Origin of the sequence: Mesorhizobium sp. LSJC280B00 (assembly GCF_000502835.1) — a bacterium.
GTDB lineage: Bacteria > Pseudomonadota > Alphaproteobacteria > Rhizobiales > Rhizobiaceae > Mesorhizobium.
In genome coordinates, this window is sequence record NZ_AYVL01000021.1 from 153,755 (window position 1) to 173,678 (window position 19,924).

A 19,924-nucleotide genomic window follows, 5' to 3' on the forward strand; every position below is an offset into this window, starting at 1 on the left:
TGTTTTGGGCGGTCTTTCCTAGGCAGCCCACTTGCGGTGCGATCCCTGGCAATTGCAATCCTTGCGCCAAGCGACTATTTCGGCGCTCATGGACAAGAACCCCATTCACGTTATCGGCGGCGGACTTGCCGGCTCCGAAGCCGCCTGGCAGGCGGCCGAAGCCGGCGTTTCCGTTGTCCTGCATGAAATGCGTCCCGTCCGCGGCACCGATGCGCACAAGACCGACGGGCTCTCCGAGCTCGTCTGTTCCAACTCCTTCCGTTCCGACGATGCGCAAACCAATGCCGTCGGCCTGCTGCACGCCGAAATGCGGCTGGCCGGTTCACTGATCATGAGCGCCGGCGATGCGCACCAAGTGCCGGCCGGCGGTGCGCTCGCCGTCGACCGCGACGGATTTTCCGAAGCGGTCACCAAGAAGCTCGAAGCCCACCCGCTCATCACCATCCGACGCGAGGAAGTGACCGGCCTGCCGCCGGCGGACTGGGACCAGGCGATCGTTGCCACCGGCCCGCTGACGGCGCCGTCGCTCGCCCAGTCGATTGCGGACGCAACCGGCGCCGACGCGCTCGCCTTTTTCGACGCCATCGCCCCGATCGTCCATTTCGACACGATCGACATGGACATCTGCTGGTTCCAGTCGCGCTACGACAAGGTCGGCCCCGGCGGCACCGGCAAGGATTACATCAACTGCCCGATGGACAAGGAGCAGTACCTTGCCTTCGTACAGGCACTGGTCGACGGCCAGAAAACCGAATTCAAGCAATGGGAAGGCACGCCCTATTTCGACGGCTGCCTGCCGATCGAGGTGATGGCCGAGCGCGGCGTCGAGACATTGCGCTACGGGCCGATGAAGCCGATGGGGCTGACCAATGCACACAATCCGTCTGTAAAGGCCTATACCGTCGTCCAGCTTCGCCAGGACAACGCACTGGGCACGCTCTACAACATGGTCGGCTTCCAGACCAAGCTGAAGCATGCCGAGCAGGTGCGCATATTCCGCACCATCCCCGGGCTGGAAAACGCCGAATTTGCCCGCCTAGGCGGCCTGCACCGCAACACCTACATCAATTCGCCGACGCTGCTCGATGCGTCGCTGCAGTTGAAATCGCGGCCCGGCTTGCGTTTTGCCGGCCAGATCACCGGCTGCGAGGGCTATGTCGAGAGCGCCGCCATCGGCCTGCTTGCCGGACGTTTCGCGGCCGCCGAAAGGCTTGGCCATGCGCCGTCGCTGCCGCCCTTGACCACCGCCTTCGGCGCCTTGCTCAACCATATCACCGGTGGCCATATTGTCTCCGACGACGAGCCGGGAAAGCACTCCTTCCAGCCGATGAACGTCAATTTCGGCCTGTTCCCGCCGGTGGACGCGCCGAAGATCGAAGGCAAGCGGCTGCGTGGCAAGGACAAGACGGTCGCCAAGCGGCACGCCGTGACGTCGCGCGCGCTCGCCGACTGCCGCGAATGGCTGGGGCTGCCTTCCCAGGCCGAAGCGGCGGAGTAGCTCCCTGCTTGCGGATTGCGCGGCGCAGAAGTAGGATAACATCCTACTTTGTATCGCGAGGCCAAATTCCATGGAATCCGCTGAGAAACTGTCAATCACCGTAACGCCCGCCATGGCGCGTATGATCCGCGAAAAGGTTGAAGACGGCTCCTTCGGTTCGGTCAGCGAAGTCATCCGCGCAGCGCTTCGCGCCTTCCAGCGCGAGGAGGAAGAACATGCCGAGCGCATGGCCTCGATCAGGGCGCGTGTAAAGGCGTCGATCGAGGATACGAGGCCTGGCTATACCGGAGAAGAGGTGCGCGATCATCTCCGAGGACTGTTTGCTCAGTATTCAGGCCGCGCTGATGATTCAGCGGCTTGAGGTCGACTACCGTGAAACCGCCAGAAACGATTTGGCTGACATTTTCAAGCACATCATCGAGGCCGGCGGAAATCCGGACATAGCGCTGAAATTCGTGCTTCGGATCGAAGATCGCTGCCGAAGCATCGGCAATGCACCGCGTGGCGGCCGGCCGCGCGATGACATTGCACCAGGGTTGCGAACGGTGCCGTTCGAGCACTCGGCTATTATCGCCTATGTTGTCAGCGACGATCTTGTTCGCATCGTCAACATCTTCTACGGCGGTCGCGATTATGAGACGCTGATGCGCGATGGCGGATCGAGTAATCCATCGTGATGAAAAACTACTCGGCCGGGGCAATGCTCGCCGCCTGCAGTCCAGGCTTGGCGGCCTCCCCGGACTTCCTCATTGGTCATCAGCATTCATGCGGCCGGCCAGCCTCGCGTCGCTCGCCGGAACAAAAGCCAATGCCGGCGCAGGATGGAGAGCCGAGCCATATCCTTGAGAGGCGGGCGGCGGGCAGTCTCCATCTTGTCGAGATAGGCGCCCGACAGAGCCAGCGGCAGAAAGGCCGGGCGCAATGAAACCGGTAAAGCGGACGCTCCCCACTCGAAGGCGGAAAGATGCTCCCGTGCCAGAGCGATCATCGCGGCAACGGCGCGTTCCGCGCCCGGCCCGCCGTTGCCCGTAACGAATTCTTGCGGCGAGGATCCCGCCGCCGCCAAAATATCGGCCGGGACAAAGCACTGTCCCCGCTTGCGATGCAGCGGCAGCAGAAGCAGGAGACCGGTCATCGCCTGCGCACAACCTGCCCTGCCGGCAAGTTCGGCAAAGCGTGGTGCTTCGACCGGATCGAGCACGATCGCCGCAAGCTGGATGAGTGCTGCGGCAGTCTCGCCGCAATAGCCTTCGAGGTCGGTGCGCGACGGCATCGGGTCGTCATAGAGATCGAAGATGCGCGCTTCGAGCATATTGTCGAAAGCGGCCTTGGGCAGGCGGTGAGCGGAAATAGTCGCCCTCAGCGCGTCCGCCACGGGATGGCCGACCTTAGTCGGATCCTCTTCGGCGGCGATGACGTCTCGCCACCATTGCAGCCGCACCTCGCCCGGCAGCGCTTCGCGGATGCGATCGCGTATGCCGGCAATTTCGGCGTTGAAGGCATAGAGCGAAAACAGCGCGTCCCGCTTGTCTTCGGGCGCGTAGAGCGCGGTCAGATAGCGGTCATGATCGGCGGCGCGCACCGTCTCCATGGCGACTTTGGTGTTTTCGGCCACGTCAGTCGACGGCGATGAGTGCTGCGGCCACGGCGCGGTTTTCCGCCAGCAGCACATTGTAGGTCCGCACAGCCGCCCCGGTCGACATCGGATCGGCGGAAATGCCCGCTTCTTTCAGTGCCGTACGCAGCGCGGCGGGCAACGGCCTCAGATCCTTGCCGCTGCCGACCAGCAGGATCTCGACCTTGTCGGCCTCGTTGAACAGCTTGGCGAAATCCGCCGCCGTCAGCGCCAGCGGATCGGCCGGCTCCCAGCCATAGATGCCCGAAGGCAGGCACAGCAGTGAGCCGCGATGCGACATGTCGGCAAAGCGGAAACCGCCATTGCCGTAAGCCTCGATCGGTGCGCGGCCGGGGAAATGCGCCTCGCGGATGACGATGCCCTTGGCCACTTCTGAGGCAAGCCGTCAGGTGGCTATGGCTTTGCCGCCGCCCACCGGCTTTTCCTCGTCCGACGCTGTGGCCTGCGGCCGCAGCTTGAACAGGATAAGCAGTGGCGCGGCGATAAAGATCGACGAATAGGTGCCGAACACGACGCCGAACAGCATGGCCATGGTGAACGAGCGGATCACCTCGCCGCCGAACAGCACCAGCGCCAGCAGCGCCAGGATCGTCGTCACCGAGGTCAGCGTCGTCCTCGACAGCGTCTCGTTGATGGCGTTGTTCAGCAATTGCGGCAGCGGCATTCGCTTATATTTTCGCAGATCCTCGCGAACGCGGTCATAGACGACGATCGTATCGTTGAGCGAATAACCGATGATAGTGAGGATCGCCGCCAGCGACGATTGGTTGAATTCGAGGCCGGTGATGACGAAGAAGCCGATCGTCATGACCACGTCGTGAACGGTCGCAACGATGGCGCCGACCGCGAACTGCCATTCGAAGCGGAACCAGACATAGATCAGGATGCCGAGCAGAGCGACCAGCATGGCAATGGTGCCTTGCTTGGCAAGCTCGCCTGAGACCGTCGGCCCGACCACTTCGACGCGGCGGAAATCATACTGGTCCTGCAGCTCGCCGCGCACCTTGTCGATGACGGTCTGCTCGGCGTTCTCGCCGCCCTCCTGCGTACCGACGCGGATCAGCACGTCGTTCGGCTCGCCGAACTGCTGAACCTGCACCTCGCCGATATTAAGTTCCGTCAGCCTGCCGCGGATGTCGGCCAGATCGGCATTGCCGGCCTTGGACTGCACCTCGATCAGTGAGCCGCCCTTGAAATCGATGCCGTAATTGATGTCGATGGTCATGAAGCCGATGACCGACAGCACCGAAAGCACGCTGGACAGTGTGAACGTCCAGCGGCGGATGCCCATGAACGGAATTTTCGTGCCGGGTGGAATGAACGTCACTGGCGCCCGCGGCAACTCCTTCGGACGGGCGCGGCGAAGCCAGATCGACACCAGCAGGCGGGTGAAGGTGAAGGCGGTGAAGACCGTGGTCAGGATGCCGATGGCATAGGTGACGGCAAAGCCCTTCACCGGCCCGGTTCCGAGCCAGAACAGCACCACGGTTGCGATCAGCGAGGTCACGTTGGAATCGACGATGGTCGCCAGCGCCTTGCTGAAACCGGTATCGATCGCCTGAATGACCGAGCGGCCGGCACGTCGCTCCTCGCGGATGCGTTCATAGATGAGGACGTTCGAATCGACCGCCATGCCGATGGTCAGCACGATACCGGCGATACCAGGTAGGGTCAGCGTCGCTCCAAGCAGCGACAGCAGCCCGACGATCATCGCAACATGCACCGCCAGCGCGATGTTGGCGAGGAAGCCGAGGAAACCGTAGGCGACGAACATGAACGCCACCACCAGGATTGACCCGATGATACCCGCGACCTTGCCGGCATGGATGGAATCCTGGCCGAGACCAGGCCCCACGGTGCGCTCCTCGATCACAGTCAGCGTCGCCGGCAAAGCGCCGGCACGCAGCAGCACGGCGAGGTCGTTGGCGCTCTCGGCAGTAAAATTGCCCGAGATTTGGCCGCTGCCGCCAAGGATCGGTTCGCGGATCTGCGGCGCCGAAATCACCTGATTGTCGAGGATGATGGCGAACAGCTTGCCGACATTCTGCGATGTCGCCTGGCCGAACCGCGTCGCTCCCCTGGAATTGAAGGTGAACGAAACCACCGGCTCGTTGGTCTGGGAGTTATAGGTCGCACTCGCTTTGTCGAGGTCTTCACCCGAGACGATGACGCGGTTCTCGATCAGATAGGGAACGGGCGGATCGTCCTGCGAATAGAGCACCGAGGACCCCGCCGGCGGGCGGCCCTTGAGCGCATCCTGCACCGGCATCGACTGGTCGACCATCTGGAAGGTCAGCTTGGCGGTCTGGCCGAGGATCTCCTTCAGCCGCTGCGGATCCTGCAGGCCCGGCACCTGGACCAGAACGCGATCGTCGCCCTGCCTTTGCACGATCGGCTCGGTGGTGCCGAGCTCGTTGACGCGGCGACCGACGACCTCGATCGACTGCGTCAGCGCCGCCGAGGTGCGGTATTTGACGCCGGCATCGGTGACGGTGAACTTGAGCAGGCCGGGCTGGGATTCATCCAGCGTCATTTCCCGGATGGAGCCGCCGCTGAACAGGCCAGCTTGCACCGGATCGGTTAATGTCTTCAACGCATTCTTGGCGGCATCGACCTGATTGGCATCGGTGATGCGGACCTGAACGCTGCGGCCCGATCCGGAAAGGCCGGTATAGCCGACTTTGGCATTGCGCAGCAGCGTTCGAATTTCGTCGCGCGTCGTCTCCAGCTGGTCCTTGATCAGATCGTTCGGATCCATCCTGAGCAGGATATGCGAGCCGCCCTGCAGGTCGAGGCCGAGCGTCATCTGCCGCTTCGGCACCCAACTGGGCAGTTGGGCCAAGGTGCTTGCCGAGAAAAGATTGGGCGCAGCGAGGACCACCGTGGCGGCCACGGCCAGCCAGATCAGGATCATCTTGAAGCGCGAGAAATAGAGCATATGGCGTCGTCCGTCAGGGCGTACTGGCGGATCGTTCCGCCGACAATTCGGTTATTTCTTGGCGTTCTGGTTCGCCACCGGCTCGCCCTTGACGCGCACGTCGGCAAGCGTCGAGCGCAGCGCCGTCACCTTGGTGCCGCCGCCAAGGTCGATCTCGAGCTCGTTATCGTCGATCACCTTGGTTACCTTGCCGACCAAGCCGCCACCGGTGACAACGGTGTCGCCGCGGCGAACCGCCGCCAGCATCTCGCCGCGCTTCTTCAGCTGCGTGCGCTGCGGCCGGATGATCAGAAAATACATGATCACGAAAATCAGAGCAAACGGCACGATCTGGATAAACATTGCGGACGAGTCCCCGCCGATGCCTTGGGCGTATGCCGGTGTCACGAACATCGAGGTACTCCTGAATTTTAAAAACAGCCGCCTTAACCGTTCTGGGAATTTGACGGCCCCGCCAAATTTGGCCGGAATATAGTCGGTAACGTTGCCAATGCAACTGCGCGGCCGGGCAAATCGGCTGCTTTTCCAGCCTGGTGAGCCGTGTTAGAGGGTGATCCCCAAAAGCGACGCTCGGTTTCCGCAAAAGATCATGCCCGAACAAATGCTTGGGACGAGTTTCGAAACCGCTGAAATCAGGTAGGTTGGCCTGCCGCACCATCCTGAAAGCGAAACAAAAAAGACAAGAGATGACCGACAGTACCATCGATATCCTGAGCCAGAAGCTCGACCGCCTGATCGAGGCGGTCGCCCGCCTCGCCCCGCCGCCGGTGCCGCAAACCAACCTCGGCGAGGCCGATTGCTTCGTCTGGCAGGCCGATCCCGGCTATCTGGAACCGGTGCGCAAGGTCAACCGCGTCGACATCGGCCTGATCCGCGGCGTCGACCGCGTCCGCGACATATTGGTCGACAACACCGAGCGCTTCGCCTCCGGCTACGCCGCCAACAACGTGCTGTTGTGGGGCGCGCGCGGCATGGGCAAATCGTCGCTGGTCAAGGCGGTGCACGCCGCGGTCAACGCTTCGGCCAAGCTCGACCTGCCGCTCAAGCTTATCGAGATCCATCGCGAAGACATCGACACGCTGCCGAAGCTGATGGGACTGCTGAAGGCGGCACCCTTCCGCTTCATCCTGTTTTGCGACGACCTGTCATTCGACCATGACGACACGTCCTATAAATCGCTGAAGGCAGCGCTTGAAGGCGGCGTCGAGGGCCGCCCGGCCAACGTCATCTTCTACGCCACCTCGAACCGGCGGCATCTGTTGCCGCGCGACATGATCGACAATGAGCGCTCGACGGCGATCAATCCGTCCGAAGCGGTCGAGGAAAAGGTTTCGCTGTCGGACCGTTTCGGCCTGTGGCTTGGCTTCCACAAATGTTCGCAGGACGAATATCTCGACATGATCGAAGGCTATGTCCGCCATCACGATCTCGCCATCGATCCCGAGACGCTGCGCGCCGAGGCGCTGGAATGGGCGACGACGCGCGGCAGCCGTTCGGGCCGCGTCGCCTGGCAGTTCACCCAGGATCTGGCAGGCCGGCTCGGCAAATCGCTGAAGGATTAGCCGCTCAAGGACTAACAGCAGAAGAAGCCCGCACCTTGCGGAGCGGACTTCCTCGGCGGGCTGAAGGTCAAGTGGCCCGCAAATCGCTTTCGTCTTCTATTCGAGATAGGTCGAAGGATCGACCGGCGCCGAGTTCTTGCGCACTTCGAAATGCAGTTTCGGCGAGTCGGTGGTGCCGCTCATGCCGGACAGGGCGATTTCCTGGCCGCGCTTGACCTTTTGGCCGCGCTGCACCTCGATCGAGCTGGCGTGGCCGTAGACAGTGACCAGACCGTTTTCGTGCCGCACCAGCACCGTGTTGCCGAATTCCTTGAGGCCGTCACCGGCATAGATGACGACGCCGTTTTCAGCTGCCTTGACCGGCGTCCCCTCGGGCACGGCAATGTCGACGCCGTCCTTGCCGCCGCCGAAGCTTGAGATCACGCGGCCGCGCACCGGCCAGCGCATCTTGCCGATGCCCGTTGCGTCCGGCGCCACCGCATCGTCGTCCTCGGCCTGCTGGATGACTTTCGCGTCCTTCTTTGGCGGCGTGTAGGAGGCGAGCGTCTGCGTCGGCGTGGCCTTGGCAGGCGGCTGGGTGGTGGCCGTCGTCACCGGATCGACCTTTGCCGGCTTCGCACTGGCGACGACAGCGGTTCCGCCTGCCGGCACTTTCAGGGTCTGGCCGATCTTGAGCAGTCCATCCTGCATGCCGTTCGCCTGCTTCAACGCGACGACGCCGACGCCGGTCTTTCTGGCGATGGCCGACAGCGTATCGCCTTGCTGAACCGTGTAGGTGCCGCCAGCACCGGCTGGCTTGGCCGTCGCCGAAGCCACTTTGGGCGCGGTCTTTCCATCCTTCGGCTGGCTTGCGGCAGCCGAGGCGTCCACCTGCGCGGCAGACTTGCCTTCCCTGAGCTTCGGCTGCTGCGGCAGCACGGCCACCTTCTCCGGCGCGTCGGCCGGCTGGTCGTGCCTGGTGCCGTTCGCGGGCTTGGCGTCGGCGACTTTCGGCGTGGCGCCGTTGCTCGAATACGCATAGGCCGGGATGACGAGCTTCTGGCCGGTCTTCAGCCCCTTGGTCGCGCTCAGCCCGTTTACTTTCATGATGGCATCGGCCGGCACGCCGTAGCGCCGTGACAGGCCGGAAATGGTCTCGCCGTCCTTGACGACGATCTCGGTTGCATGCGGTGCGCCGGCGGCCGTCGCCATGCGCGGCGCGTCGGGCTCGGCGTTCTTGAACGGCCTTGCCGCCGGAGCGACGGTGCCGGTTGCCGTCCTGTCGACACGAGGAGCGGCAGGCGCCAGGGTCGGCGCGGCAGCGGTACGCACCGGACGGGCTGCGGGTGCCAGGGCGGGAGCCGGCGGTGGCAACTGCTGTCCCGTAACCGGTTCGAGGCTTGAGCGGCTGACCGACTGGGTGTGGCTGCCGTCGATCGGCGCGGCCGCAACATCGCCCGGATAGGGCTGGGCAGCATCCTGCTTGTCGATGATGGCGCGCTGGTTGTTGGTCGAGGCGGTGAACACGTCATCGACGCTGTTGAACCGCGCCACCTGGGAACTACACCCCGTCGCAGCGCCTGCGATCATGAGGACGGCGCAGCCACGCGCCAGATTGCGTCCGTTTGCCTTCAAAACACTGAATTGCATCGCACTAACCCGCACAGACCCGGTACAACTGAGTGTGATTAAAGCGCGTTAATGTTACCGGTCGGTTAAACTTGTAGAATCAGACGCAAATTTTCTTAAAATATTCGAGGATCGAGCGCCGGGTGTGTCGAGATTCAGGTCAGGCCGAGCCGAAAATGGTGGGTTCCGAGAACCGGAGCGGAGCGTACTTTTGGGTACGTGAGCACCGGCCTACGCCGGCCATAGCCTTAACTGCCGCGACCTCTTATGAATGCTTCGGCCGGCGAAGGCCGGAAGTGGAGGAAGCCGCCATTTGCAGGCCGGCCTAACCTGAATATCGACACAGCCTAGATCACCGCGGCGACACCGTGCAGGATCGGCTGCAGGCGCACCAGGCCGATATCCTCGCGTTCGAAGCGGCTGCCGACCTTGGTCAGCTTGGCCAGCACCTGCTCGCCTTCGTCGGGTCCGATCGGCGCGATGACGATGCCGCCGCTCGACAATTGGTCGAGGAGAAAGCGCGGCAGGCTGTCGAAGGCCGCCCAGGCGACGATGCGGTCGAACGGCGCTTCGTTGGCCAGCCCGTTGGAACCGTCCGCCTGGCGCACGATGACATTGCCGATGGCGAGCGCCTCGAGCCGCTGCCGGGCCTGTTCGGCCAGCGTCTTGTAACGGTCGATGGTGACGATCCGCGCGGCAAGCCGCGACATCACCGCCGCCGTGTAGCCGGACCCGGTGCCGATCTCGAGCACCCGGTTGCCCGGCTCGATGGCAAGTGCCGCGATCACCGCCGCCTGCAGGTCGGCGCCTTCGATGGCCTCGCCGCATTCGATCGGCAGCATACGGTCCGACCAGGCTATCGGGTGGAAATGCGGAGACAGAAAGCCGCGCCGCGGCGTCGCCTCGAAGGCGGCGATCAGCGCCTTCGGCACCGTCCCCCTGCCGCGCAGACGAAGCAGGAAGGCAGCGAAACCTTCGCGCTCGTCGACCGTTGCAGCGTGGTTCAAGTTCATGCGAGCGCCTTGGCCAGTTGATCGCGGATTTCATGCGCGGTGAGATCGAGCTGCAGCGGCGTCACCGACACCAGCCGATTGCGCAAGGCATGGAGGTCGGTGCCTTGCTTGCCCTCGACCGGCTCGCGGCCGAAGCGCAGCCAGTAGTAAGGCAGGCCGCGCCCGTCGCGCCGCTCGTCGACCCACAGGCTGTGGACCAGCTTGCCCTGCGAAGTGACTACAGTTCCGGCGATCTCTTCCTGCGCACAGTTCGGAAAATTGACGTTGAGCAGCACGCCGTCCGGCAACGGCATGGCGACGAGCTTTTCGAGCAGGGCCGGCGCCAGCGCTTCGGTCGTCTCGTAGGGAACGACGCGGTCCTCGCCGACATAGGAATAGGCCTGGCTGATGGCGATCGATCGCACGCCGAGCAGCGCGCCTTCCATGGCGCCGGCGACCGTGCCCGAATAGGTGACGTCGTCGGCGATGTTGGCGCCGGAATTGACGCCGGACAGGATCAGGTCAGGCGCTTCGGGCAGGATCTTCTTCACGCCCATGATGACACAGTCGGTCGGCGTTCCGCGCACCGCAAAGTGCTTTTCGCCGATTTTCCTGAGCCGCAGCGGCTCCGAGATCGACAGCGAATGCGCATAGCCGGACTGATCCTGTTCCGGTGCCACCACCCAGACGTCGTCCGACAGCGTGCGCGCGATGCGTTCGAGTGATGCAAGGCCCTCGGCATGGATGCCGTCGTCGTTGGTCAGAAGGATGCGCATGAGACCGCCTTTGCAGAATTGGATTGACGGCAGCGCTCTACGATACCCCCCTCTGTCCTGCCCTCTTTTCCACCGCTTGACATCTCCCCCTCAAGGGGGGAGATCGGCAATTCCGTAGCCGCCGCCTTCCTTGCTACGCCAACAGTTGGCGAAAGCTGTGATGACGGCGCAATCTCCCCCCTTGAGGGGGAGATGTCCGGCAGGACAGAGGGGGGCGCGAAGGAACGCGGGGCCGACAAGCTTGTCACTTCGATGATTCGATCTTTGCGAGACCGCCCATGTAAGGCCGAAGCGCTTCAGGAATGGTTACGCTGCCGTCCTCGTTCTGGTAATTTTCGATGACGGCAATGAGAGCGCGGCCGACGGCGGTGCCGGAACCGTTCAGCGTGTGGACGAAGCGGTTGCCCTTGCCGTCTTTGTCCTTGTAGCGGGCGTCCATGCGCCGCGCCTGGAAATCGCCGCATACCGAGCACGACGATATCTCGCGATAGGCATTCTGGCCGGACAGCCAGACCTCGATGTCGTAGGTCTTGCGCGCGCCAAAGCCCATGTCGCCGGTGCACAGCGTCACGGTGCGGAACGGCAGGCCGAGCCGCTTCAGCACCTCCTCGGCGCATTCGGTCATGCGCTCATGCTCGGCAACCGAAGTCTCCTGGTCGGTGATCGACACCAGCTCGACCTTGTAGAACTGGTGCTGGCGCAGCATGCCGCGCGTATCGCGGCCCGCCGAGCCCGCTTCCGAGCGGAAGCACGGCGTCAGCGCAGTATAGCGCAGCGGCAGTTTTTCGTGCGGCGTGATTTCCTCGCGCACGAGATTTGTCAGCGGCACTTCGGCGGTTGGGATTAGCCAAAATTGCTCATGTGTTTCGGCACGCTCGTAAACTTCGTCCACCAACTCAAGGATAGAAATCTTGCCCTCACGTAGGCGTTGGATATCGCTATCCTTTGTGTGTTGAGCAAGAGCCTCTCTTCCCAGCCTCGAGCGCCCCGGAATGTCCGCCCCGATAAAGAGGTCCTCTTTGAATTTTGGTAGCTGTCCAGTGCCCCGCATGGCGGCGTCGTTGACCAATAGGGGAGGATTTACCTCCTCATAACCGTGCTCGGTCGTGTGCAGGTCCAGCATGAACTGGCCGAGCGCGCGTTCCATCCGCGCCAGTCCGCTCTTGAGCACCGTGAAGCGCGAGCCGGAAAGCTTTGCCGCACGCTCGAAATCCATCATGCCGAGCGCTTCGCCGATCTCGAAATGCTCCTTCACCCAATTCGGCCGTGTCGGCACCTCGCCGACGACGCGCTTGACGACGTTGTCGTGCTCGTCCTTGCCGACCGGCACGTCGTCGAACGGCACATTGGGCAGCACCGCCAGCGCGTCGTTCAGCGCCTTGTCGAGCTCGCGCTCGCGCGCCTCGCCGTTCTGGATGAAGGCCTTGATCTCGCCGACCTCGGCCTTCAGCCTTTCGGCAAGAGCTGCATCGCCCGAGCGCATGGCATTGCCGATCTCCTTCGATGCGGCGTTGCGGCGTTCCTGCCTGGTCTGCAGCTCGGTCAGATGCTCGCGCCGCGCCTCATCCGCGGCGATCAGGTCGTCGACCGTGGACTGCGCATCCTCAGCCGACCACGAGCGCTTCTGGAGCGCTTCGACAAGGGCCTTCGGGTTGTCGCGAATCCATTTGATGTCAAGCATGGTCTGTTCGTCCTCAGAGGGCATGTCGCCCAAAAGTGCGCAGCGGTTTTGGGACAATGACATGCCCAAAACAAAGACAGAGGGCGTAAACCGCATCGATACAAGACGTCAAGGCAGAGTTCCTTCGCGCCGACCTCAGGTAGGCAGCACGCGCAACGTTCGATCGAAAGAACCCTGGAAACAAAAAACCCGCCTCGGGAGGCGGGTTTTTGGAGCCAATTGGCACCATAACGAAATTAGTAGCATAGCTGCCGGCACAAAGCAAGAACAAAGTTGCTATGGCCGGCAAAAAAATGCTGCCCGCTTCAACCGAACCTAGGTCGAAGACGCGTCCGCCGGCTTTTCGGCCACCTCTTCGGTGGCGTCCTGCTTTTCGCGGGCCACACGGTCGCGCTCCTTGCTGCGTTCGATCAGCCGGGCCGACCAGATCGAGACCTCGTAGAGCAGGATCGTCGGAATGGCGAGGCCGATCTGGCTCATCGGGTCGGGCGGTGTCAGCACCGCCGCCACCACAAAGGCGATGACGATCGCCCATTTGCGCTTCTCGGCCAGGGCCGTGGACGACAGCATGCCGACCCGCGTCATCAGGCTTGTCACCACCGGCAGCTGAAACACCAGGCCGAAGGAGAAGATCAGCGTCATGATCAGGCTGAGATATTCGGACACTTTCGGCAGCAGCGAAATCTGCACCTGGTCGTTGGTGCCGGTCTGCTGCATGGCGAGGAAGAACCACATCACCATCGGCGTGAAGAAAAAATAGACCAGCGATGCGCCCATCAGGAACAGGATCGGCGAGGCGATCAGGAACGGCAGGAAGGCGTTGCGCTCGTTTTTGTAGAGGCCGGGCGCGATGAATTTGTAGATCTGCGTGGCGATCAGCGGAAAGGCGATGACCATGCCGCCGAACATGGCGAGCTTGACCTGGGTAAAGAAAAACTCCTGTGGCGCCGTATAGATCAGCTCGACCTTGTGCGGGTCGAGCCCGGCCCATTGGGTCGCCCATCTGAACGGAATGACCAGAAGGTTGAACAGCCGCTTGGCGAAAAAGAAGCAGACCAGGAAGGCAACAAAAAAACCGCCAATCGACCAGATCAGCCGCCGGCGCAACTCGATCAGGTGCTCCATCAGCGGAGCCGACGATTTTTCTATCTCGTCCTTTTCCTTGTCCGAAACGCTCACTTGGCGGCTCCCGCCGTTTTCCTGGCGGCCGGCTTCTTCGTTGCTGACGCCGGCTTCTTCGCTGCTGACAACTGCGCTTTTTGCTCAGCTTTTGCGGCGGCCTTTGGCGCAGCAGTCTTTGCCGGCTTGGCCGGGACGGCGGCCGCGGCTTTCGCGGGCGCTGGCTTCTTCTTTGCCGCAGGTGCTTTTTTCGGCACGGCCGCTGCAGCCGTTTGCGCCTGCACTGCCGGCGCTACGACGGACTCGTCCGTCATCGCCGGAAAGATCGGCGTGGCCGGCGTCGGCTCCGGCGGGCTGACGCCCGGCATCGTCGTTGCGCCGTTCTTAAGCGGCTCGGCCGCCTGCTCCGTCGAAGCGGCGGCATCGACGGCCGGCTTGGGTTTCATCGCTGCGTCGACGCCGGAACGGACGTCGGCGGCGGCCTGCTCGAATGGATTGAGCTGCTTCCTGATCTCGGCCGCCGGATTGAGGCTTCTCAGCGAATCGACCGACTTCTTGACGTCGTCGAGCTCGGCTTCCTTCAACGCATCGTTGAACTGCCGCTGGAAATCGGACGCCATGCTCCGCAGCTTCGCCGTCGTGCGGCCGAAGGTGCGCAGCATGTTGGGCAAATCCTTGGGCCCGACGACCACGATCATGACAATCGCGATCACCAGCATCTCGGTCCAGCCGACTTCGAACATGGCTATACGTTCCGACTCAAGTTTTGGCCGACTAAAGTTTTGGGCTCAGCTTTTGCTGGCCTTTTCCTTCGGTACCGAAACGGTTTCGTCGGAACGGTGTTCGACGGTCCGCTTGTCCTCGGCAGTCTCGTCGTCCGCCATGCCCTTCTTGAAGCTCTTGATGCCCTTGGCCATGTCGCCCATCAACTCGGGGATCTTGCCGCGGCCGAACACCAGCAGCACGATCACCAGAACGATCATCCAGTGCCAAATCGAAAATGAACCCATAGCAAATCTCTCTCGAACGGTTTCCCAGACGCTGATCTATGCGCTTTCGGGTTCGGATTCAAACAGAACTGCGACAGAGTTCATGAATGAGTCGCCGAAGTCACGCACTTTCGGCACGGCGGCCCGCTACCAATCGGCGCAGTTCCATCCTGCCTGTGGCTTTAAGATGGCGCTCGGCTCAATCTTCCGTGACGCGCGGCGTCAAAAGGCCGAGTTCTTCGAGGTCGATGTCGGTCAGCGGATCCTCGTCGTCGGTGAGCGCATCGGGGTCGGCCGGCGGCAGCGGCACCGAGAAATTCGACGGCATGCGGCCGGACAGCAGCCCCGCACCCTTCAATTCCTCCATGCCGGGGAGATCGCGTATCTCCTCCAGTGCGAAATGGTCGAGGAAAATGTCGGTCGTGCCGTAGGTGACGGGACGGCCGGGCGTGCGGCGCCGGCCGCGCATCCTCACCCATTCGGTCTCCATCAGCGTGTCGAGCGTCCCCCTTGACGTCTCGACGCCACGGATGTCCTCGATCTCGGCACGCGTTACCGGCTGGTGGTAGGCGATGATCGCCAGCACTTCGAGGGCAGCGCGGGACAGTTTGCGCTGCTGCACCGTGTCACGGCTCATCAGGAAGGCGAGGTCGCCGGCGGTGCGAAACGCCCAGGCATCGCCGACGCGCACCAAATTGACGCCGCGCCGCGCATAGATCTGCTGCAGGTCGGCCATCGCCGCGGCAATGTTGATGCCGTCGGGCAGTCGCGAAGTGAGCTGTTTTTCGCTGACCGGCTCGGCGCTGGCGAATACGATCGCCTCGGCCATCCGTACGGCCTCCGCCATATGCAGCCGCTCGCCAGGATTCCGCGACAAATTCTGCCCCTGATTTTGTGCCGGGTTTTCGGCGACCGCGCCTTGCTCGGCATCGTCGTCGACCTTGAACGGAATGACCGAAGCGTTGGCGCGTTCGCTCATGGTGTTACCTCGACTATCTTGATGGCCTGGGCGCGGCCGCGCAGATAAAGCGGCGCGAACACCTGGTCCTGCCGCATTTCCATCTTGCCTTCGCGCACCAGTTCCAGCGTCGCCGCAAACGAGCTGGCAACCGCGGTGCGCCGCTCTTCCGGGCCGGCCAGATATTCGACCAGGAAACTGTCGAGCGCCGTCCAGTCGCGCAGCGACCCGATCAGCCTGGTCAGCACGTCGCGCGCATCCTTGAGCGACCACACGCCGCGCCTGGCAATCGTCACATTGGTTATTGCCTGCTTCTGGCGCTGCTGGGCATAGGCGGTCAACAGGTCGTAGAGCGAGGCCGAATAGGCATTGCGCTTCTCGACGATCACCATCTCCGGCATGCCGCGTGCAAACACGTCGCGTCCGAGCCGGTTGCGGTTGACCAGCCGTGCCGCCGCGTCGCGCATCGCCTCCAGCCGCTTCAGCCGGAACTGCAGCACTGCCGCCAGTTCCTCGCCGCTTTCGCCTTCGTCGCCGGGCTGCTTGGGGATCAGGAGCTTCGACTTGAGAAACGCCAGCCACGCCGCCATCACTAGATAGTCGGCGGCAAGCTCCAGTCTCAGCGCCCTCACCTTCTCGACGAAGGCCAGATACTGTTCGGCCAGCGCCAGGATCGAGATGCGCGACAGGTCGACCTTCTGATTGCGGGCAAGATGCAGCAGAAGATCGAGCGGACCTTCGAAGCCGGCCACATCGACGACCAACGCCGGATCGCCGGTCAGCCGGGAATCGTCGTTCTCGGCCCACAAGCGGTCCATCGGTGCGGCCTTGCCGGCCTTCAGGTCCAATGTTTCCGCCACTTCGCTTCCTTTGATGCTAGGCCACCGCGTCGAAATAACCGGCAAATTCGGCCCGAATCTCGGTCTCGTCCGCCACGTCACGGTTCCTGATATAGGTCAGCGCCCGCTCCGCGCGCTCAAACGACTTGCCTTCCAGCCCGGTCGTGCGCGATGCAATGCCGGCCATCTCCTCGAACACGCCGTTGCAGTGAAGGACCAGATCGCAGCCCGCCGCAAGGATAGCGGCCGCCTTTGACGGGAAATCCCCAGAAAGTGCCTTCATCGAGGTGTCGTCGCTCATCAACAGGCCGTCGAAGCCGATTTCGCCTCGGATGATCTTTTCGATGACCTTGCCGGAAGTCGTGGCCGGGTTCTTCGGGTCGATCGCGCTATAGACGACATGCGCCGTCATCGCCATCGGCAAATGGTTGAGCTCCCTGAACGGGGCAAAATCATGCCGCTGCAGGTCGCCGATCGAGGCGTCGACGGTCGGCAGTTCGAAATGCGTATCGGCGAAGGCCCTTCCATGACCGGGAATATGTTTCATCACCGGCAGCACGCCGCCCGCCATCAGGCCTTCCGCCGCGGCGCGACCCAATTCTATGACGGCGCGCGGCTCCTTGCCATAGGCGCGCGCGCCGATGACGTCGCTGGCGCCCTCGATCGGCACGTCGAGCACCGGCAGGCAATCCGCCGTGATGCCGTAGCGCAGCAGGTCGAAGGCATGCAGCCGCGCCATCAGCCATGCGGCACGGGTGCCGGCGTCATGGTCGTCGCGCCACAAGGCGCCGAGTGCACCGGCAGCCGGATAGTTCGGCGCCAGCGGCGGCCGCAGGCGCTGCACCCGGCCGCCCTCCTGGTCGATGAACACCGGCGCATCCGCACGCCCGACGCAGTCGCGCATCGCGGCGACCAGATCGCGGATCTGCTCGGTCTCGCCGATATTGCGCGCAAACAGGATGAAACCCCACGGGCATTCGTTGCGATAGAAACGGATCTCGTCGCGGGTCAGTGATTTCCCGGCGCAGCCGAGGATCATGGATTTTGATTCGGTCATGCGGAACAGTTTAGAGCTTCGCGCCGACAAAGGGAATCGCCCGCAATTGCCTTCAGAGGTTTCCGTTCACGCAAAAAAGCCGGCGCGGACGCCGGCTTTTCGAGAGGTTTTGGTGCCTAGTGGGACACGAAGCAATTGCCGCCGGCAGCCTTGTAGCTGGTGCACAGTTTGATCGCCTCGTTGCGAGACTGCGCCGGAACGCGGACGCGGTAGAAGGTGCCCTTGCCGGCAATCTCGGCCTTGACGATGTTGGCGGTGCGGCCGGAAAGCACGCTGCCGTAGCGGCGCTGCAGATCCTGATAAGTCGCCTGGGCGCTTTCGACTGTCGGCTGCGAAGCGATCTGTATCGACCACGAACCAGCGCCGGCCGCGGCCGGATCGATGGAAGCGACCTGATCGGGCTTGACCTCGCCGACCACGTCGACCGGCTGGTCGGACGGGCGCTGCGGCGCCACCGGAACCGTGGCCGGGGTGCTGGCGGACTGCTTGCTGGCTGACGGCTTGGCTTCAGCCTTTGTGTCGGGCTTGGGCGCCGGCTGCAGCTTGGAGGTTTCGGCCTGATCGCCGCTCGCCTGGTCGCCACTCGGCTGGTCGCCAATCTTCGGATCACTTGTCAATTGGTCGATCAGGGGCACGGTGCCGGTCTGCGCCGCGGCGTCGGCCTGGGCGGCCGGAGCCACGTGCTGCGGCGCCGGATCGGCCGGCTCGGCAGCAGCCATCTGCGGGGCGGCGGGCGCCGGATCCTCGCGCGCCACGAGCGAGCCGTCAGGTTTCACGACCATGGTCCGTACCTTGCGCGGCGCAACAGCGACGATCTCGGGGGTTGCACCCTTCTCGGCCTCCTGCAGAACCTGCGCGATGCGATCCTCGGACTTGGGCGCCGGTGCGGCGGCGGTTTCGGCAGCGCCAGCCGCACTGGCGCCAAGCGCGCTGGAGTCAGACGCGTTAGTGCCGGGCGCATTGGTTCCAGACCCGTCGGTGTCGGACGCCGCGGTGCCGGGCGCGTCGATGTCGTCTGCGGCATCGGGGTCATTGGGCGAAAGATCGACGACGCGGCTCTCCGGTTCGTCGGCTTTCAGGTCCACGGGCTCTTCGGTGTTGGTGACCAGCTTCTGCTGAACCGGCTCGGCGGGCTTGGCGCCCTTGACCACAGCGTCATAAACCTTGTTGTCCTGGTTCGGCNTTCTGCTGAACCGGCTCGGCGGGCTTGGCGCCCTTGACCACAGCGTCATAAACCTTGTTGTCCTGGTTCGGCACGACGGTGCCGCCTGGATTTTCCGGCTTGATCTTGATCGGCCTGTTGTCGGCCTTGACGATAACCGGCGCATCGCCGCCGCTCTTGCCGCCGAGGGTCAACGCAAAGGCGCCAAGGCCTCCGGCGATCGCCACGGCGCCGACCACCGCACCTATCAGCAGCCCGCGCCTGCGCGGCTGCCTTTCGGCCCCGCGTTCGGCAAGGCCCGGAACCGACATCTCCTCGTCCAGTTCGGGATCGTAGTCGAGCTCATCGAAGGTGAAATCGTCGGCCTGCGAAACCGGCTGGCCACCGGGCAATGGGCCCAGATCGAAACCGTCCGCTGCATCGGCATAGGAAGCGGCCGCCGCGCTGACGGGGGCTTCCGCAGGCTTGGCGCCATAGGCGCGCGTCTCGCTACGATCCTGCTTATAGCCAGACGCGAAGCCGGCATCGTATTCATCGTCATAGCCAGCGCTGCGCACCGGGGCAGGCGCTATATCCGTTGCATTCATTTCGGTGAGAAGGCTGGCAAAATCGGCATCGAGATCGTCGTAGGCGGGCGCCACCGGCTCGTCATCGTCGAAGTTGAGCTCCGGAATGTCGAGATCGTCCGCCAGCGCCACGACGCGCTCGGGCACGTCGACCGTCTCGACATCGGGCATCTCGTCATAGGCGGAAGGCTGTTGATGCGAGCTTGGTGCAGCTTCCGTGTAGGCGGGCCGATCTTCATAGGATGACCTATCTTCACGGGATGCCTGGCCTTCATAGGACGGCCTCTCTTCGACCGGTGCGGCCCGATAGGACGGCGTTGCAGCCGGCTGCGGCGGTGGTGCCGGACGCGCCGAAGCCACCGGCTGGCTTGCAAAAGCGGGCTGAGGCTGTGCGACCGGTGTCACGCGGCTCCACGAGCGGGCCGGCTCGGGCGGTGTGGCGCGTGTCGTCAGCCAGTTCAGCGCATCGAGCGGGTCTTCTTCGGCAGCAGCTGCCGCACTCTTGTCGGCCGAGTCATGATCCAGGCCGATATTCCTGGCGAA

At 63.3% G+C, this 19,924-nt stretch carries 19 protein-coding genes; 4 read left to right on the plus strand and 15 right to left on the minus strand.

Features of this window, described 5'->3' with window-relative positions; all coding sequences use genetic code 11:
• Positions 1-88: 88 nt before the first annotated feature.
• The 3 genes from trmFO (at position 89) to X773_RS64685 (ending at position 2,175) form a co-directional block, all read left to right on the plus strand.
• A complete protein-coding gene (gene trmFO, locus X773_RS64675) occupies positions 89-1,498 on the plus strand; it encodes a methylenetetrahydrofolate--tRNA-(uracil(54)-C(5))-methyltransferase (FADH(2)-oxidizing) TrmFO (RefSeq protein WP_023678915.1) in 1,410 nt (469 codons plus the stop codon).
• Positions 1,499-1,568: 70 nt separating this feature from the next.
• Positions 1,569-1,859, plus strand: coding sequence for a type II toxin-antitoxin system ParD family antitoxin (locus X773_RS64680; RefSeq protein ID WP_023678916.1), 291 nt, complete (start codon positions 1,569-1,571; stop codon positions 1,857-1,859).
• Positions 1,843-2,175, plus strand: coding sequence for a type II toxin-antitoxin system RelE/ParE family toxin (locus tag X773_RS64685; protein WP_198023610.1), 333 nt, complete (start codon positions 1,843-1,845; stop codon positions 2,173-2,175). Before X773_RS64680 ends, X773_RS64685 begins: the two co-directional genes overlap by 17 nt.
• Before the next feature lie 86 nt (positions 2,176-2,261).
• Here the strand turns inward: X773_RS64685 and X773_RS64690 are convergent, their stop codons facing one another.
• Genes X773_RS64690 through yajC form a run of 4 tightly spaced genes read right to left on the minus strand, consistent with a single transcriptional unit; the run spans position 2,262 to position 6,465 of the window.
• The gene (locus tag X773_RS64690) at positions 2,262-3,113 is read right to left on the minus strand and encodes a phytoene/squalene synthase family protein (RefSeq protein WP_031212334.1); all 852 of its coding nucleotides are present in this window, start codon (positions 3,111-3,113) and stop codon (positions 2,262-2,264) included.
• A 1-nt stretch (position 3,114) separates the two neighbouring features.
• Positions 3,115-3,504 carry an Mth938-like domain-containing protein gene (locus tag X773_RS64695; protein ID WP_023678919.1) on the minus strand — a complete coding sequence of 130 codons (390 nt, stop codon included), beginning with the start codon at positions 3,502-3,504 and terminating at the stop codon, positions 3,115-3,117.
• 15 nt (positions 3,505-3,519) lie between these two features.
• Positions 3,520-6,072, minus strand: coding sequence for a protein translocase subunit SecDF (gene secDF / locus X773_RS64700; RefSeq protein WP_023678920.1), 2,553 nt, complete (start codon positions 6,070-6,072; stop codon positions 3,520-3,522).
• A 51-nt stretch (positions 6,073-6,123) separates the two neighbouring features.
• Positions 6,124-6,465, minus strand: a complete 342-nt coding sequence (gene yajC / locus X773_RS64705) for a preprotein translocase subunit YajC (RefSeq protein ID WP_023678921.1) — start codon at positions 6,463-6,465, stop codon at positions 6,124-6,126.
• A gap of 293 nt (positions 6,466-6,758) precedes the next feature.
• Between yajC and X773_RS64710 the strand changes: the two genes are divergently transcribed.
• Positions 6,759-7,634: an ATP-binding protein gene (locus tag X773_RS64710; protein WP_023678922.1), complete on the plus strand. Its 876-nt coding sequence runs from the start codon at positions 6,759-6,761 to the stop codon at positions 7,632-7,634.
• A gap of 96 nt (positions 7,635-7,730) precedes the next feature.
• Here the strand turns inward: X773_RS64710 and X773_RS64715 are convergent, their stop codons facing one another.
• From X773_RS64715 to X773_RS79360, 11 genes are all read right to left on the minus strand, one after another.
• Positions 7,731-9,263, minus strand: coding sequence for a peptidoglycan DD-metalloendopeptidase family protein (locus tag X773_RS64715; RefSeq protein ID WP_023678923.1), 1,533 nt, complete (start codon positions 9,261-9,263; stop codon positions 7,731-7,733).
• Positions 9,264-9,589: 326 nt separating this feature from the next.
• Positions 9,590-10,255, minus strand: coding sequence for a protein-L-isoaspartate(D-aspartate) O-methyltransferase (locus X773_RS64720; protein ID WP_023678924.1), 666 nt, complete (start codon positions 10,253-10,255; stop codon positions 9,590-9,592).
• Positions 10,252-11,010, minus strand: a complete 759-nt coding sequence (gene surE / locus X773_RS64725) for a 5'/3'-nucleotidase SurE (protein ID WP_023678925.1) — start codon at positions 11,008-11,010, stop codon at positions 10,252-10,254. Before surE ends, X773_RS64720 begins: the two co-directional genes overlap by 4 nt.
• A gap of 244 nt (positions 11,011-11,254) precedes the next feature.
• Entirely contained in the window at positions 11,255-12,691 is a 1,437-nt protein-coding gene (gene serS, locus X773_RS64730; RefSeq protein ID WP_023678926.1) for a serine--tRNA ligase, read from the minus strand.
• 315 nt (positions 12,692-13,006) lie between these two features.
• Complete coding sequence (tatC, locus tag X773_RS64735; RefSeq protein ID WP_023678927.1) at positions 13,007-13,870, minus strand: twin-arginine translocase subunit TatC; 864 nt, start codon at positions 13,868-13,870, stop codon at positions 13,007-13,009.
• Positions 13,867-14,553, minus strand: coding sequence for a Sec-independent protein translocase protein TatB (gene tatB / locus X773_RS64740; RefSeq protein ID WP_023678928.1), 687 nt, complete (start codon positions 14,551-14,553; stop codon positions 13,867-13,869). The genes tatC and tatB overlap by 4 nt, the downstream gene beginning before the upstream one ends.
• Before the next feature lie 45 nt (positions 14,554-14,598).
• Positions 14,599-14,820, minus strand: a complete 222-nt coding sequence (locus tag X773_RS64745) for a twin-arginine translocase TatA/TatE family subunit (RefSeq protein ID WP_023678929.1) — start codon at positions 14,818-14,820, stop codon at positions 14,599-14,601.
• Positions 14,821-14,998: 178 nt separating this feature from the next.
• Positions 14,999-15,778, minus strand: coding sequence for an SMC-Scp complex subunit ScpB (scpB, locus tag X773_RS64750; protein WP_023678930.1), 780 nt, complete (start codon positions 15,776-15,778; stop codon positions 14,999-15,001).
• On the minus strand, positions 15,775-16,575 hold the full coding sequence (locus X773_RS64755; RefSeq protein ID WP_023678931.1) for a ScpA family protein: 801 nt from the start codon (positions 16,573-16,575) through the stop codon (positions 15,775-15,777). The genes scpB and X773_RS64755 overlap by 4 nt, the downstream gene beginning before the upstream one ends.
• A 58-nt stretch (positions 16,576-16,633) precedes the next feature.
• Positions 16,634-17,653, minus strand: a complete 1,020-nt coding sequence (gene nagZ / locus X773_RS64760; RefSeq protein WP_023678932.1) for a beta-N-acetylhexosaminidase — start codon at positions 17,651-17,653, stop codon at positions 16,634-16,636.
• Positions 17,654-17,769: 116 nt separating this feature from the next.
• Positions 17,770-18,885 (minus strand): SPOR domain-containing protein, encoded by a 1,116-nt coding sequence (locus X773_RS79360; protein WP_348625940.1) that lies wholly within the window; start codon positions 18,883-18,885, stop codon positions 17,770-17,772.
• Positions 18,886-19,924 lie beyond the last annotated feature (1,039 nt).

Coding starts and splice junctions, on each gene's coding strand:
- trmFO (WP_023678915.1), top strand. CDS start 89: ATGGACAAGAACCCCATTCACGTTATCGGCGGCGGACTTGCCGGCTCC.
- X773_RS64680 (WP_023678916.1), top strand. CDS start 1,569: ATGGAATCCGCTGAGAAACTGTCAATCACCGTAACGCCCGCCATGGCG.
- X773_RS64685 (WP_198023610.1), top strand. CDS start 1,843: ATGATTCAGCGGCTTGAGGTCGACTACCGTGAAACCGCCAGAAACGAT.
- secDF (WP_023678920.1), bottom strand. CDS start 6,072: ATGCTCTATTTCTCGCGCTTCAAGATGATCCTGATCTGGCTGGCCGTG.
- yajC (WP_023678921.1), bottom strand. CDS start 6,465: ATGTTCGTGACACCGGCATACGCCCAAGGCATCGGCGGGGACTCGTCC.
- X773_RS64710 (WP_023678922.1), top strand. CDS start 6,759: ATGACCGACAGTACCATCGATATCCTGAGCCAGAAGCTCGACCGCCTG.
- X773_RS64715 (WP_023678923.1), bottom strand. CDS start 9,263: ATGCAATTCAGTGTTTTGAAGGCAAACGGACGCAATCTGGCGCGTGGC.
- X773_RS64720 (WP_023678924.1), bottom strand. CDS start 10,255: ATGAACTTGAACCACGCTGCAACGGTCGACGAGCGCGAAGGTTTCGCT.
- surE (WP_023678925.1), bottom strand. CDS start 11,010: ATGCGCATCCTTCTGACCAACGACGACGGCATCCATGCCGAGGGCCTT.
- serS (WP_023678926.1), bottom strand. CDS start 12,691: ATGCTTGACATCAAATGGATTCGCGACAACCCGAAGGCCCTTGTCGAA.
- tatB (WP_023678928.1), bottom strand. CDS start 14,553: ATGTTCGAAGTCGGCTGGACCGAGATGCTGGTGATCGCGATTGTCATG.
- X773_RS64745 (WP_023678929.1), bottom strand. CDS start 14,820: ATGGGTTCATTTTCGATTTGGCACTGGATGATCGTTCTGGTGATCGTG.
- scpB (WP_023678930.1), bottom strand. CDS start 15,778: ATGAGCGAACGCGCCAACGCTTCGGTCATTCCGTTCAAGGTCGACGAC.
- X773_RS64755 (WP_023678931.1), bottom strand. CDS start 16,575: ATGGACCGCTTGTGGGCCGAGAACGACGATTCCCGGCTGACCGGCGAT.
- nagZ (WP_023678932.1), bottom strand. CDS start 17,653: ATGACCGAATCAAAATCCATGATCCTCGGCTGCGCCGGGAAATCACTG.